Source organism: Deinococcus aerius (genome assembly GCF_002897375.1).
Classification (GTDB): Bacteria; Deinococcota; Deinococci; order Deinococcales; family Deinococcaceae; genus Deinococcus; species Deinococcus aerius.
Map to the genome: position 1 here is coordinate 49,879 of NZ_BFAG01000005.1, position 14,101 is coordinate 63,979.

General features: G+C 72.4%; 11 protein-coding genes. 8 read left to right on the forward strand and 3 right to left on the reverse strand.

What is annotated here, in order from left to right; translation table 11 throughout:
* Nucleotides 1–49 precede the first annotated feature (49 nt).
* Together DAERI_RS08320 and DAERI_RS08325 are read left to right on the forward strand one after the other, a co-directional pair.
* Nucleotides 50–343: a DUF3006 domain-containing protein gene (locus DAERI_RS08320; RefSeq protein WP_235610308.1), complete on the forward strand. Its 294-nt coding sequence runs from the start codon at nt 50–52 to the stop codon at nt 341–343.
* Nucleotides 340–1,341 (forward strand): ComEC/Rec2 family competence protein, encoded by a 1,002-nt coding sequence (locus DAERI_RS08325; protein ID WP_103128980.1) that lies wholly within the window; start codon nt 340–342, stop codon nt 1,339–1,341. Before DAERI_RS08320 ends, DAERI_RS08325 begins: the two co-directional genes overlap by 4 nt.
* A gap of 298 nt (nt 1,342–1,639) precedes the next feature.
* On the opposite strand, the gene DAERI_RS08330 is transcribed toward DAERI_RS08325, so the two are convergent.
* The gene (locus DAERI_RS08330; RefSeq protein ID WP_103128981.1) at nt 1,640–2,125 is read right to left on the reverse strand and encodes an organic hydroperoxide resistance protein; all 486 of its coding nucleotides are present in this window, start codon (nt 2,123–2,125) and stop codon (nt 1,640–1,642) included.
* A 184-nt stretch (nt 2,126–2,309) separates the two neighbouring features.
* Between DAERI_RS08330 and DAERI_RS08335 the strand changes: the two genes are divergently transcribed.
* The 5 genes from DAERI_RS08335 to DAERI_RS08355 all read left to right on the forward strand — a co-directional run bounded on the left by DAERI_RS08335 (nt 2,310) and on the right by DAERI_RS08355 (nt 8,064).
* Nucleotides 2,310–3,053, forward strand: a complete 744-nt coding sequence (locus tag DAERI_RS08335) for an FAD-dependent oxidoreductase (protein WP_103128982.1) — start codon at nt 2,310–2,312, stop codon at nt 3,051–3,053.
* Nucleotides 3,050–4,060 (forward strand): tRNA (guanine(46)-N(7))-methyltransferase TrmB, encoded by a 1,011-nt coding sequence (trmB, locus tag DAERI_RS08340; RefSeq protein ID WP_103128983.1) that lies wholly within the window; start codon nt 3,050–3,052, stop codon nt 4,058–4,060. Before DAERI_RS08335 ends, trmB begins: the two co-directional genes overlap by 4 nt.
* Nucleotides 4,061–4,464: 404 nt before the next feature.
* Nucleotides 4,465–5,571, forward strand: a complete 1,107-nt coding sequence (locus DAERI_RS08345; RefSeq protein WP_103128984.1) for a GGDEF domain-containing protein — start codon at nt 4,465–4,467, stop codon at nt 5,569–5,571.
* A 73-nt stretch (nt 5,572–5,644) separates the two neighbouring features.
* Nucleotides 5,645–6,955 carry a UDP-N-acetylmuramoyl-L-alanine--D-glutamate ligase gene (gene murD, locus DAERI_RS08350; protein WP_235610309.1) on the forward strand — a complete coding sequence of 437 codons (1,311 nt, stop codon included), beginning with the start codon at nt 5,645–5,647 and terminating at the stop codon, nt 6,953–6,955.
* Nucleotides 6,952–8,064 carry an FtsW/RodA/SpoVE family cell cycle protein gene (locus DAERI_RS08355; protein WP_103128985.1) on the forward strand — a complete coding sequence of 371 codons (1,113 nt, stop codon included), beginning with the start codon at nt 6,952–6,954 and terminating at the stop codon, nt 8,062–8,064. The genes murD and DAERI_RS08355 overlap by 4 nt, the downstream gene beginning before the upstream one ends.
* A gap of 65 nt (nt 8,065–8,129) precedes the next feature.
* Here the strand turns inward: DAERI_RS08355 and DAERI_RS08360 are convergent, their stop codons facing one another.
* Complete coding sequence (locus DAERI_RS08360) at nt 8,130–8,717, reverse strand: antibiotic biosynthesis monooxygenase (RefSeq protein WP_103128986.1); 588 nt, start codon at nt 8,715–8,717, stop codon at nt 8,130–8,132.
* Nucleotides 8,718–8,798: 81 nt separating this feature from the next.
* On the reverse strand, nt 8,799–9,896 hold the full coding sequence (gene ychF / locus DAERI_RS08365; protein ID WP_103128987.1) for a redox-regulated ATPase YchF: 1,098 nt from the start codon (nt 9,894–9,896) through the stop codon (nt 8,799–8,801).
* 192 nt (nt 9,897–10,088) lie between these two features.
* Between ychF and DAERI_RS08370 the strand changes: the two genes are divergently transcribed.
* Entirely contained in the window at nt 10,089–13,910 is a 3,822-nt protein-coding gene (locus tag DAERI_RS08370; protein WP_165794130.1) for a PAS domain S-box protein, read from the forward strand.
* Nucleotides 13,911–14,101 lie beyond the last annotated feature (191 nt).

The following is a 14,101-nucleotide window of genomic DNA, read 5'->3' on the forward strand; positions in this document are numbered from 1 at the left end:
GGCAGTGTGGCACAGGGGCAGAATGGCGGCGGTGCGCTACGCTGGGGACGTGAAGGAAGGGCAGCGAGGAGCACAGGAACGCTGGACGGTGGACGGCATCGAGGACAGCCCGCACGGCCCGATGGCGCGGGTGGAGCGCGAGGACGGCCTCACCTTCGACGTGCCGCTCCACGTTCTGCCGGAGGGCGTGCGCGAGGGGGACGTGCTCGGCGTGCTGGACGGCCCCGACGGGGTGACGGTCGAGCGGCTGCCCGCCGAAACCCGGGCCCGCCGCGAGGAGGCCCAGCGCCGCCTGGAGGCCCTGAACAGCACGCCCGGCGCCGGGGAGGAGATCGACCTGTGACCGAGAAGAAGACGGCCCCCCGCAAGTCCCCGGCCAAAAAGGCCCCTGCCGCAAAGGGAACCTCCAAAAAAGCGGCCTCCCGTTCCAGGCCCGCGGGGCGCGGGGGCAAGCGGGCCAGCCCCAGCCCCTCCGACCTGCTCGGCGTGCTGGTGCTCGTGCTGACAGCCAGCCTCGCGGCCTGCACGGCGCGCGACCGGGGAGAGCAGGGGGGAGACGGGCAGACGGGCACCCAACCCGCCGGACAGGTCACGATCCGTTTTCTCGACGTGGGGCAGGGCGACGCGGTCCTGATCCGCAGTCCCGAGGGCAAGACCCTGCTGTACGACGGGGGCCGCAGCAGCGACCGGATGCGGGGCTACCTGCAAACCTACGGCATCGATTCTATCGACCTGATGGTGGCGAGCCACGCCGACGCCGACCACATCACGGGCCTGATCCCCGCCGCCGAGACGGCCAAGCCCCGGCTCTTCATCAACAACGGGCTGGCGGGCACCACCCGGACCTGGGAACGGCTCGTCGCGGCGCTGGAGAAGGACGGAACCACCTTCCAGAAGGCGAACGGGCAGGTCATCAACCTGGGCAGCGTGAAGGTGCGCGTCATCGCCCCGCCCGCCGGGATGGGCGACGACCAGAACGACAACAGCGTCGGCCTGCGGGTGGAGTTCGGCGACTTCCGGGCCCTGATGACCGGCGACAGCGAGAAGCCCGAGACCCAGGCCTGGCTCGCCGAGGACCGGGCCGAGATTCGGGGTCCCTTCCAGGTCTACAAGAGCATCCACCACGGGGCGGCGAACGGCGACCACCAGGCCTGGCTCGCCGCCGTTCGCCCCGAGAACGTGGTCATCGGCGTGGGCGAGAACAACTACGGCCACCCGACCAAGACGGCCCTCGACCTCTATAAGGCGAACGGCATCCGCATTTACCGCACCGACCGTCAGGGCACGGTGACGTTCACGGGCAACGCGGACGGCACGTACACGGCGACGACGGACCGCTGAGGGAAAACTGTGGTGAAGGTGTTTTTTCTCCCACGGGGGGAGAGGGCTGGGGTGAGGGGGCGTGTGACCGAGTCGAATGGCGCCAAGACAGCCTGCCATACCGTCCCACCGCGCCGCAGGTCAGGCCCGCTCACCCCTCTGCAAGCAGCTCTACGAGGTCCAACCGGGAGGGGCTTTTTCGTCGTACTTGACGATATTCTCCTCCTGTGGAGGGCTCACGTGCATCGCACAGAGGCGCAAGGGGAGAAATGAGAACTGCCAAGATCACTGAACTTGGCAAACCGCCCGCCTCCCCGCCTCAGCCCACGTCGCCGTGTTCGGGCTCCTCGATCACGGTCAGGCGCACGTCCACGTTGCCGCGCAGGGCCCGGCTGTAGGGGCAGACCTTGTGGGCCTCCTCGACCATGTGCTGCGCCTGCTCGCGGCTCAGGCCGGGGAGCACGATCTGCAACTCCACGTCGAGGGCGAAGCCGAGTTCGTCGCGGACCAGGCCCACCACGCCGGTCACGCGCGAGGACCCGAAGCTCACCTTCTCGCGCCGGGCGACGCTGCCGATGGCGCTCTGGAAGCAGGCGGCGTACCCGGCGGCGAAGAGCTGCTCGGGGTTGGTGCCCACGCCGCCGTCCCCGCCGATCTCCTGAGGCACGCTGAGCTTCACGCCGAGGTGGTGGTCGGGGGTCTCGATATACCCCGCCCGGCCGCCGTGGGCCGTGGCCCGGGTGGTGAAGATCACTTTGCCCCGCTTCTGACTCTGGTTCTGGGTCGCCTGGCTCGTGTCGGTCATGGTGCCTCCTGAGCGCCCACGCTAGGGGGGCGGCCCGGGGCAGACGGTCAAACGACCCACCTTCTGAAGGTTGTCCCTACCCGGGGGCTGTCAGGACCGGGCACGAGAAAGGTGCCTGCGCTGCCCCCAGCGGGGCTGGCCGCGCCCCCTTCCGGGCTGACCCGTCTGCGTTACACTTCCCCGGATGTTCGGTCCAACACAACCCCGCAGCCAGCCGCAGCCGGGGCACCTGTACGACGTGGCGGTGATCGGGGCGGGTTTGAGCGGCACCGAACTCGCCTGGCGCCTGGCCCGGGCCGGGCGGGACGTGCTCCTCGTCACGCAGGCGCTCGACCACCTGGGCAACCTGTACCAGCCCACGGTGGAGGGCGCCGGATTTCCCCCGGACAGCCTCTTCGCGCGAGTCGCGGCCCGAATCGTCCCCGACACCGACGGCTGGAGCTTCCACCGCCATCTCAAGGCCGAGGTCGAGGCCACGGCGGGCATCCACCTGCTGCAAAGCACCGTCACCGCGCTCGACGAGGAGGGCGGCGGGGTGGTCCTCTCGACCTGGGAGGGGCCGACGCTGCGGGCGCGGGTGGCCGTCCTCGCCGTCGGCGCCTTCCTCAAGGGCCGCCTGCTGATCGGGGACACGCTGGAGGAGGCCGGGCGGCTCTCCGAGGTCGCCTACGACTTCCTGGCGGACGACCTCGCCCGCTCGGGGGTGTGGCTGATCGGCGCGGAGGGGACGGCCCCGGCGGTGGAGGGCGCCCCCCCCTACGAGGTGCGCTTCCTGACGCCCGCGCCCCCGGAACTCGACGGCTTTCGCCTCACGCGCTTCGACCGGGTGTATGCCCTGGGCCGCTGCACGCCGGGCGAGCATACCTACGCCTCGGTGCTGGGGGACGCGGCGCGGCTGGCCGATGAGCTGCTGCGGGTGAGCCCATGATCCTCCGCCTCTCGGACTTCCACTTCCCCGACCGCGCGGCCCGGCTGTACCCCGACACGCCCGGGCGGCCCTGGGTGCTGGAGGTCGGCTTCGGGGACGGGCGCTTCTGGCCCCACTTCGCGGCGACCTTTCCCGAGGCGCCCAACTACCTCGGGGTGGAGATCAGCGGCGTCTCACTGCTCAAGGCCGCGCGCAGACTGCGGCAGGCCGGGCTGACGAACACGGTCCTGACTCGGATGCCCGCCACCCCCCTCATCCGCGAGGTGGTGCCGGAGGGCGGGCTCGACGCCATCATCGTGAACTTCCCCGACCCCTGGCCCAAGGCGGGGCACGAGGAACACCGCCTGCTGCGCGCCCCCTTCTTCCGCCTGGCCGCCAGCCGCCTGAAACCCGGCGGGGCCGTGCTGCTCACCACCGACCACGAGGAGTATTTCGAGTTCGCCCGCCGGGAGGCGGAGGCGAGCGGCGTCATGCGCGTAGACCTCACCGATCCCCCGCCCGCCGCCCTGGAGACCAAGTACGCCCGCAAGTGGCGCGACCTGGGCCTGAGGGCGCGGCACGCCCGCTTCGTCCCGACCGCGCACCCCCACGTGCCGGGCGCCCCCATCACCCGCTACCCCGACCAGGAGGATTCCCCGGACGTGCCCCACGCCATCCTGACCCTGCCCGAGCCCTTCGCGCCCGCCGAGTTCCACAAGCACACCGCGCGCGGCGGCCAGACCCGCGAGGACCCGGCGGGGTGGACCGTCGTTTTGCTCGACCTGTACCGCAGCCTGGGGACCGCCGCCCGCTTCGGGCCGAGCTGGGTGATCCTCGCCCACGTCGTGGAGGGCGAACTCACCCAGGAGGTGCTGATCGACCTCACGGCCCGGGAGGACGGGACCCACCTCGTCCGCCTCGCCCGCTTCGGCGGCCCGGTGGTCACGCCCGGGGTCAAGGCCGCTGTGGGCACGGTCGCGGGCTGGCTGGAGGCGCGGGGAGCAACCGTCCGGCACCGGGGCTACTGAGGATCAGGAGGGGCACCCGGGCGCCGTTCCCGCATCCGGGGAGCAAAAGCCGCCCCAGGTGAGGTGGACCGGTGCAGGGTCGTCCCCGTGGCCGCGGCGCTCCTGTTCCCCACGTGTGGCGGTCCCGGGACGCAGTTCCCCCGTCACGCCCGATCTTCCCGCCGGACGTTCCGGGCGGCGGGAACTCCCGGGAGGTGTGGGTCATCGTCTGGGGGAAACCTCTGGCGTCACGTCGTGGCGGCGCCCCGGAGTAGAGTTCAGCCCCAGGATTGGAACGACGGGCCCCCGGCTCCTCTACTGGGCGCGTAACCCACGCACCCGCCGACCGCACTTCTACCCGCCCTGACATCAACAGCCCCCGGGTAAGAGATTTGGCAGGCGCGGTATTGAACTCTGGTTCTCGCGTGCTGTCGGCCCTTTTTGTCAACTTCTGCATTCTCGTGACCTTTACCAGCATCGGCAGCCTGACCTACACGGGCACCGAGCGCCTCCATGCCCTGCGCCGCGCGCTGCGTTACCTCGTCTCGGTGGCGGGCGGCCTGATCCTGATCGGCTACGGCATTCCCCTCGGCGAGGGGGTTCGCGTGGACTTCCGCCACGTGCCCGTCGCGCTCGCGGGTCTCTTCGGCGGTCCCCTGCCCGCCCTCGGGGTCGCCCTGCCCCTCGCCCTGTACCGCGCGTGGCTGGGCGGCGACGGCGCGGTGGGCGGGGTCATGGGGCTTCTCATCACGGCGGTCGTCGCCAGCATCTTCCGCGCCCGCTTTCACCATAGCCGCCCGACCTGGCGGGATGCCTGGGCGCCCTTTGCGACCTTTGCCCTCGCCAACCTCAGCCTGCTCCTCGTGCCCGGGCGCGGCGCGCAGCTCTTCCAGACGGCCTACCTGCCGCTGACCCTGATCCAGGGGCTGGGCCTGCTCGTGACCTTCGCGGTGATCGCCGTGCGCTTTGACAGCGTGGGCCATTCCCGGACCCTGCACCTCCTCGCGTACCGGGACGCCCTGACGGGGCTGCGCAACCGCCGCCAGTTCGACCGCGACCTCGCCGACCTGCCCGCCGACGGGCGCTTCCACCTGCTGCTGCTCGACCTCGACGATTTCAAACGGCTCAACGACACCCTGGGGCACGGCTTCGGGGACGTGGTGCTGCGGGAACTCGGGGCGTTGCTCACGGCGCACACCCGGAGCGCCGACCGGGTGTACCGGGTGGGCGGGGAGGAATTCGGGGTGCTGCTGCACACCGCCGACCCGGAGGTCGCGGCGGGCGTGGCGAACCGGCTGCGTGCCCTGACCCGCGGGCAGCTCGGGACCCGGGCGGGCCGACCGGACTGGACCCTCACGTTCTCGGCCGGACTCGCCCCGCACGTCACGAGTCCCTCCGGCACCTTCGGGACCGCGGACGCGCGCCTGTACGAGGCCAAGCGCTCCGGGCGTGACCGGGTGGTGGGTGAGGAGGCCAGCCCTTTCCCGGTGGAGGTCGAGTCCGCGGCGGCCCGCCTGGATGCCGTGACCTGATCCGGGTCCCGTCCGGCCCGCCCCCCATGGCTGACCTCCCCCGGCACGGCCCCCTTTCCCGTATCGTTGGGGCGTGACGGAGCGTGCGGGGCAGGGACTGTTGATCTACGGGCTGGGCCGAAGTGGGCGCGGCGTGGCCCGCTTCCTGGCGGGGGAAGGGCGGCGCGCCGAGTGGCACGACGCGCGCCCCAGTGCGGAGGACGAGGCCCTGATGGCGGAGCTGGGCTTCGCGCGGGGAGACGTGGGGGGAACGTACCGGACGGTCGTGGCCGCGCCGGGCGTCCCGATAGACCACCCCGACCTGCTGGCCCTGGCGGGGCGCGGGGCGGAGATCATCGGGGAGGTGGTCCTGGCGGCCCGGGCCCGTCCCGGCCTGCCCCTGGTCGGCGTGACGGGCACGGCGGGCAAGGGCGGCACGACGGTGCTGACCGCGCACCTGCTGCGGGCGAGCGGCATCCATGCCCTGGAGGGGGGCAACATCGATCCCCCCCTCCTCGACGTGGTGGACCGGGCGGAGGTGGCGGTCGTGGAGCTGTCGAGCTTCCAGCTTGAGCGGGTGCCCGGCCTGCGGCTGCCCGTCGCCGTGATCACGAACCTGGGCGTGGATCACCTCGACCGCCACCGCACGGTGGAGGCCTACCACGCGGCCAAGCTCAACATCACGGCGGGGCAGACGGGGGAGGACGTGCTGGTCGTCCCGGCTGGATTAGAGGTCAGGACGCGGGCGCAGGTCCGCTCCTTCCTCCCCGACCGCATCGCCCTGGCGAGCGGGGAGGAGGTGCTGCCCGCCGCCGACCTCCCGGAAGGGCTGCACCCCGCCAATGCCGCCGCCGCCGTCCTTGCCGTGGGGGCGCTGCTGGAACGGCTGGGCCGCCCGGTGGACGCGGGGGTGCTGGCGGGGGCGCTGCGGAGTGCCCGCCCGGTCGCCGGACGCTTCGAGACGGTGGCGCGGGTGGGGAACGTCCGTTTTATCGACGACTCCATCGCCACCCGGACCCTCGCGGTGGAGGCGGCCCTCACCCGCGCGCCCGGGCCCATCGCCTGGCTCGTCGGCGGGCGGGACAAGGGCGCCGACCTCGCCCCGCTGCGGGAGGCGGCGCGCGGTCGCGTGGTCCGCGTGATCGCCTTCGGGGAGGACGGCGAGGCGCTCGCCCGCGGGCTGGGCCTCCCCTTCGAGACCGCGACGGGCGAGGACGGCGACGCGGTGATGCGCTCCGCCGCCCGCGCCGGGCTGGAGGCGCTGGGGGGGCCGGGCGGGGCGGGCACGGTGCTGCTGGCCCCCATCGGCACGAGCTTCGACCTGTTCCGGGACTACCGGGCGCGCGGCGAGAGCTTTGGCCGGGCCGCGCGTGAACTCGCGGCGGCGGCGGAGGTGCGGGCATGAGTCTGCAACTGGTGATCGCGCAGGTGCTGCTGCTCACGCTGGGGCTGCTGGGGGTGGCGACCGCCCGGCCCGACCTGATCGTGGACCACGGGAGCAAGGCGCTCCTCGCCCTGGGGGTGACCTTTGCCGCCGCCCGGCTGCGCCCCAAGACCTTCCTGAAGGCGGCCCCGTACTTCTGGGGCTTCACCCTGCTGCTGCTGCTGCTGACCCTCTTTATCGGGGAGGGCACCGTGACGAGCCCGGGCACCAAGCGCTGGCTGGAACTCGGCCCGCTGCGGTTCCAGCCCTCGGAACTCGCCAAGCTGGGGCTGGTGCTGCAACTCGCGTCCTTCTTCTCGCGCCGCGGCGTGCAGAACAAGCTCATCAGCGCGACCCTGATGATCGTCTTCACCACCCTGCTCGTGCTGCTGGAGCCCGACCTGGGCACCTCGGTGCTGACCTTCGGCCTGGGCATCATCCTGATGTACGCGGCGGGCGTCCGCATCACGAACATCACCGGGTTCGTGTTCGCGCTGGGGTTGCTGGCGATCCCCTTCGTGGGCCGCTACCTGGAGACGCACAGCTACATCCTGGAGCGGTTCTTCGGGCACGTGAACCGCGGCGAGACGATGGCGGTGGGGCTCGACCAGATCGGCATGGCCCACCGCGACCTGAATTTCGGCGGCCTGTGGGGCCTGGGTCCCGACGGCCCCCGCTGGTCGTACTTCGCGGCGCACACCGACATGGTGGTCGCCTCGGTGGGCTTCTCGACCGGCCTGCTGGGGGTCGCCATGCTGCTCTTCGCCTACTGGCTGATCGTGTCCACCGCCCTGCACGTCTCGCAGCTCGCCGCCCGCGTCCGCCCCATGACCCCCGAGATTCACGGCGCGACCATCATGGCGACGGGCGCGATGTTCATGGTCGTCGGGCAGGCGTTCGTGAACCTCGCCGTCGCGGCGGGCATCTTCCCCGTGACGGGCGTGCCGCTGCCGCTCGTGAGCTACGGCTTTTCCTCCATGCTCACCATGAGCCTCGCCCTGGGCGTGATCCACAGCGCCATGCGCGAGGTCCGGCGCCACCTCCCCGCGCTGGAGGTCGCCCCCGACCTCGTGCAGGTGCCCGCCGACTGACCCGGGAAATAGGGGAGAGGGGGCAGCGCGCGCGTCGGCGGCTGCCCCCTTCATCCTGGCGCGGGTCAGGAGCGATCCGGGTACAGCCACCCCCGCAGCAGGCGCGACAGCAGCGGCAGTACCGGCCAGTTCAGGAAGACCGTCGCCAGCAGGGCCGACGGCAGGATGGCGGCCCACCACGGCCAGCCCTGCACGAGGGGGCGGCACAGCCAGGTGAACAGCAGGATGAGGGGATACACGCCCACGAAGCCCAGCACCACGTTCTTCCACAGGGGCGGCGGGGCGGAGTGGACGGGGCGGTCGAACCAGGCCTCCAGCCCCACCGACTCGCGGTAATCGACCTCGCCCGCGGTGAACCGGGGCAGCTCCCGCAGCGCCGCCGCGTACTCGGGAGAAGCGCGCCAGGCCGCGAGCGCCTCCGGCGAGGCGAAGCGCACCAGGGTCACGTACTCCGGCGTGTCCCCGCTCTGCCCCCGCAGCACGTGCAGGCCCACGAACCCCGGCTGCCGGGACTGAACGGCGTGCAGTTCCCGCGCCCAGGCCTCGTACTCGGCCACCCGCGAGGGGCGCACGAACTCCGTCACCACGAGCGTCACGCCCTCCCGGGCGGGCGGGGCAGGGGCGGCGTTGGGGGAAGGCGGTACGTCGACCATAGGGAGCGCACTCTACCCTGGCCGCGCCCCAGGAAAAAGAAAGCCCCCGGCTCGGTCACCGGGGAAGCTGTTGCCCTCTGCCTAACTGCTGTGCAGCACGTTCATGATGTCGCCGTCCTGCATCACGTAGTCCTTGCCCTCGGTGCGGACCCAGCCCTTCGCCTTGGCGTTCGCCCAGCCGCCCGCCTCGACCATCTTCTGCCACTCGATGACCTCGGCGCGGATAAAGCCCCGCTCCAGGTCGGAGTGGATTTCCCCGGCGGCCTCGGGCGCCTTTTCGCCCCGGCGGATCGTCCAGGCCCGGACTTCCTTCTCGCCCGAGGTGATGAAGGTGATCAGCCCCAGCGTCTCGTACCCCACCTTCACGAGCTGATCCAGGCCGCTCTCCTGCACCCCGAGGTCACTCAGGAACTCGCGCGCCTCGTCCTCCGGCATCTCGGCGAGTTCGCCCTCGATCTGGGCGCTGATCTTCACGACCGCGGCGTTCTCGCGGGCCGCATACTCGCGCACCCGGCGCACGGCGTCGTTGTCCTCCGTGAGCTCGTCCTCGCCCACGTTCGCCACGTAGATCACGGGCTTGGTGGTGATCAGGCCGAAGTCCTTGGGAATGGGCGCGTCATACGTCCCCGCGCGGGCGGGCCTGCCTTCCCCCAGCACGGCGAGGATCTGCTCGGCGAGCGCGGCCTGCTCCCGGGCGTCCTTGTCGTTCCCCTTGGCCTTTTTCTGGAGGTTGGCGAGCCGCTTTTCCAGCCCCGCGAGGTCGGCGAGGATCAGCTCGGTGTTGATCGTCTCGATGTCGTCGGTGGGATCGACCCGGCCCGCCACGTGAATCACGTTGTCGTCGGTAAAGCAGCGCACCACGTGGGCGATGGCGTCCACCTCGCGGATGTTCGCGAGAAACTGGTTCCCCAGCCCTTCGCCCTGGCTGGCCCCCTTCACCAGCCCGGCGATGTCCACGAACTCGACGTAGGTGGGGATGATGGGGGGCACCCGCTCACCCTTGGTGAACACCTTGGCCAGCGCGCCCAGCCGCTCGTCGGGCACGGGCACCCGGCCCACGTTGGGCTCGATGGTCGCGAAGGGGTAGTTGGCCGCGAGCGCCCCGGCGCGGGTAATGGCGTTGAACAGCGTGCTTTTTCCGACGTTGGGCAGGCCAACGATGCCGATTGAAAGTCCCATGTCTGTGTCCTCCGGCGTTCCTGCTGGTCTGGACGCTTTTCGCCGCGTCCACAAGGCAACCGGGCAAGTATACCGGAGGAGCCTTCCTGCCCGCGTGTCTCGCGGATGGCCGGGCGCGCCTGCCCGGGGCCACCTTCTCATGAAGTCACGGGGAAGACAATTCGTGCTTCATGGCCCGTTAATATGGCCGCGATGCCCGAGCTGCTCTCCGTGGGTGCCTTCGACCTGCTCGACGACCTGCCCCTCCCCACGTACGTCAGCAGCCCGGATGCCGCCGTCGTCTTCGCCAACCGCGCCCTCGCCGACCTCAGCGGGCTCCCCGCCCGGGCGCTGCTGGGGGACGGCCTGGCGGCCCTCATTCACCCCGGGGACCGGGGGGCGGCGCTGGAGGTCTGGAGGCGCGCCTGGCCCGGGGGGGAGGCCACCGAGTGCGAGGTCCGGCTGCGGACGGCGGGGGGGGAGGACCGCTGGCACTGCATTCAGAGCCGTCCCCGCCGCGGCGGGGGGTCCCCCACGGTCATCAGCACCTGTCACGACATCCACGCGCTCAAAGGCGTGGAGGACCGCGCGGGGCGGCTTCAGCGCCTCACCGCCGCACTTGCGGACGCGCGGAGTGTGGCGGACGTTCTCGCGGTTCTCCCCGACATCGCCCGCGCCCTCGCCGCCCCGCGCGCGAGTGTGGCCGTCCTGCGGGCCGGGGGGGCCGAGCTGCACCTGATCGGCTCGGTGGGCTACCCGGAGGCGAGCCTGGACCGCTTCCGGGTGCTGCCCACCGGCCTCCCCCTCCCGGCGACCGATGCGATCCGGGGCGGGGAGCCCCTCCACCTGCCCCTCGCGGCGCTCACGGCGCGTTACCCGCACCTCGCGGGCCAGCTTGACGAACATGCCCGGGACCTGGTCCTGCTCCCGCTGATCGCCGAGGGCCAGCCGGTGGGCGTCCTCACGCTGGGCTTTCTGGAGCCGCGCGAGTTCGGGGACGCCGAACGCACCTTTATGCTCACGCTCGCCGGGCTGCTCGGGCAGGCCCTGGAGCGCGCCCGCCTCCACGAGGAGGAACGCGCCGCGCGGGAGCGGGAGCGCGCCCTGCTGGACGCCGCCCCCGTCCTGATGTGGACCTCGCGCCCCGGGGAGGACGCCGCCCACTTCAACCGCACCTGGGCCGAGTACACCGGGCTGGGCGCGACCCTGACGGGGGACGCCTGGCAGGAGGCCCTTCACCCGGACGACCTCGCGGCGATGCGGGAGGCGCGCGAGCGGGGCCTGGCCGCCGGGGCAGCCTATGCCTGCGACGTGCGGCTGCGCCGGGCGGACGGCGCGTACCGCTGGCACCACGTGACGGTCCGGCCCTTCCAGGAGGGCGAGTGGCTGGGCCTCGCCAGCGAGGTCCACGAGTGGTACGAGGCGGAGAAGCGGCTGCACCTCACCCTGGAGGCGAGCGGGCTGGGCGTGTGGACCCTGGACGTGGCGACGGGACTCGTCACCCGCACCCCCGAGACCCGGCGCCTGCTGGGCTTCACGGAGGCGGTAGCCCCCCTCTCGACGTTCCTCTCCCGGGTGCATGAGGAGGACCGGGCGGCCGTCGAGGCGGCCTTCGCGCGGGCGGTCGCGCCGGGTGGGCCGGAGAGCTTCCGGGTCGAACACCGCTTTTTCCGGGGGGACGGCACGAAGATCTGGGTGGAGCAGCTCACCCGCGTCGAGCGGGACGAGCAGGGCGAGGCCCGGCGGCTGCTGGGCGTCACCGCCGACATCACCGCGCGCAAGCAGGCCGAAACCCGGCTCACCCTGCTCGCCGACGCGGGCGAGACGCTCGCGCAGGACCTCGACGTGGGGGAGACCCTGGCCCGCCTCACCACCCTCGCCGTGCCCCGGCTGGCCGACTGGTGCGCCGTCTACCTCCCGCAGCCGGACGGCACCCTGCACCCCCGGGCCCACACGCACCGCGACCCGGAAAAGGCGCGGCTGGCACAGGCCTACCTCGCCGCCTTCCCGCAGCGGGTGGACGACATCGGCGCGGTGTCCAAGGTGTTCCGCGAGAACGTGCCCGTGCTGCTGCCCCGGGTCACGGGCGAGATGCTGGGCGCCCTCCCCATCCCGGACGAGCAGCGCGCCCTCCTGCAGGCCTTCGGGTTCGGCTCGTCGCTGCTGGTGCCGCTGGCGGTCCACGGGCGGGTGCTGGGCACCCTGAGCCTCGCCCTCCACGGCTCGGGCCGCGCCTTTACCGAGGACGACGTGCCCTTCGCGCGGGAACTCGCCCGCCGCGCGGCCCTCGCCCTGGAAAACGCCCGGCTGTACGCCCAGGCCCGCGACCTGAACGCCGACCTGGAGGGCCGGGTGGCCGAGCGCACCGCCGAGCTGGAGGCGCGCAACCGGGCGCTGGAGGCGTTCGCCGAACTCTCGCGCGACCTCGCCACCGAGCCCGACCCCGCCACGCTGGTGGGCCGCGCCCAGGAGATTCTGGTCTCCCTGCTCCCCAGCGGGGCGAGCACCTACTACGAGCCGGGGGGGGAGCGCTGGGAGCTGCGCTCGCACCGGGGCGAGTTTCGCAACCCGGCGCTCCTCCCCGCCCTGCGGCGCGGCCTGCCCCGCGGCGCGACCCCCAACATCGACCGGCCCTTCGACTCCGGGACGCCCTACTACCAGGACCGCTACGACCCCGCGACGGTGCCCGCCGCCGCCGAGGAGGTCCGGGAGATCGGCGCGACGGCCACCCTGCCCGTGTGCGTGGGGGGCAGGCCGCGCGGGGTCCTGGTGGTGGGCACCTACGCGGCGCGGCCCTGGACCCCCGAGGAGCGCGCCCTGCTGGAGACGGTGGCCCGGTCCCTGGGGCTCGCGCTGGAGCGGGCGGACGCCCTGCGGGAACTCCAGCGCGAGCGGACCTTCCTCTCGGCGCTTCTCGAAAGCCTCTCGGAGGGCATCGTGGCCTGCGACGCCTCGGGGTACCTCACCCTGTTCAACGGGGCGACGCGGGAGCTGCACGGCCTGCCCGAGGCCCCGCTGCCGCCGGACGAGTGGGCGGGGCACTACGACCTGTACCGCGCGGACGGCGAGACGCGGCTGCCGACCACCGAGATCCCGCTGTACCGGGCCCTGCGGGGCGAGCATGTGCGGGACGCGGAGATGGTGATCCGGCCCCGGCACGGCGAGGCCCGCACCGTGCTGAGCGTCGGCGCCCCCATCGTCGCCGCGGGGGGCGAGCGGCTGGGCGCGGTCGTCGCCATGCGCGACGTGACGGAGCGGTACCGGGCCGAGGCGGCGCTGCGCGAGGCGAACGAGAACCTGCGCCGCTCCAACCGGGAACTCGAGCAGTTCGCCTATATCGCCAGCCACGACCTCCAGACCCCCGCCCGGGCGGTGACGAGCTTTGCCGAACTCCTGCAACTGCGCTACGGCGAGCGGCTCGACGAGCGGGGGCACGCCTACCTGCGCCAGATCGTGCGGGGCGGACAGCGCATGAAACGCCTGGTGGACGACCTGCTCGCCTTTTCCCGCCTGAACACCCAGCAGCGGCCCCTGGAGCTGGTGGACAGCGCGGGCGTGCTGGCCGAGGCGCTGGACCTGCTGGCACCCGACCTGGAGGCGACGGGCGGGGAGGTCACCTCCGGCCCGCTCCCCACCGTGCGGGCGGACGAGGGCCAGCTCTCGCGGCTGCTCGTCAACCTGATCGGGAACGCGCTGAAGTACCGCCGCGAGGGGATGGCGCCCCGCATTCACGTCCGCGCCGAGCGGGACGGGCGGATGTGGCGCTTTGCCGTCACCGACAACGGCGTCGGGGTCGAGCGCCGCTACCTGGAGCAGGTCTTCGAGCCGTTCAAGCGCCTGCACGCCCAGGATCAGGTCGAGGGCAGCGGGCTGGGCCTGGCGGTGAGCCGCAAGATCGCCGAGCGCCACGGCGGGCGGCTGTGGCTGGAGAGCACCCCGGGCGAGGGCTCCACCTTCTTCTTCACCCTGCCGGACGTGGAAGAGGAGCTTCCGGGGACCGGACGCGGGGCGGGGGAGGCGGAACCCGGTATTTGACGCGTCCTGGAGAGGTTGACGGGCGGCTGCCCAGCTTTCCGCCGGGGAGTTGGCTAAACCTCTTTTCCCTGTTGTTCTCCCTCTCCCCCGGTGGGAGAGGGCCGGGGTGAGGGGGCGACGAAGCGGCGCCGACACGGGCAAGATGCCCTGCTCCTCATCCCAGCCGCCCCGCAGGTCCTTGGCGCTCACCC

Excerpts from the sequence above, each read along its gene's own strand:
- DAERI_RS08330 (WP_103128981.1), bottom strand. The coding sequence starts at position 2,125 with ATGACCGACACGAGCCAGGCGACCCAGAACCAGAGTCAGAAGCGGGGC.
- DAERI_RS08335 (WP_103128982.1), top strand. The coding sequence starts at position 2,310 with ATGTTCGGTCCAACACAACCCCGCAGCCAGCCGCAGCCGGGGCACCTG.
- trmB (WP_103128983.1), top strand. The coding sequence starts at position 3,050 with ATGATCCTCCGCCTCTCGGACTTCCACTTCCCCGACCGCGCGGCCCGG.
- ychF (WP_103128987.1), bottom strand. The coding sequence starts at position 9,896 with ATGGGACTTTCAATCGGCATCGTTGGCCTGCCCAACGTCGGAAAAAGC.
- DAERI_RS08370 (WP_165794130.1), top strand. The coding sequence starts at position 10,089 with ATGCCCGAGCTGCTCTCCGTGGGTGCCTTCGACCTGCTCGACGACCTG.
- DAERI_RS08355 (WP_103128985.1), top strand. The coding sequence starts at position 6,952 with ATGAGTCTGCAACTGGTGATCGCGCAGGTGCTGCTGCTCACGCTGGGG.
- DAERI_RS08360 (WP_103128986.1), bottom strand. The coding sequence starts at position 8,717 with ATGGTCGACGTACCGCCTTCCCCCAACGCCGCCCCTGCCCCGCCCGCC.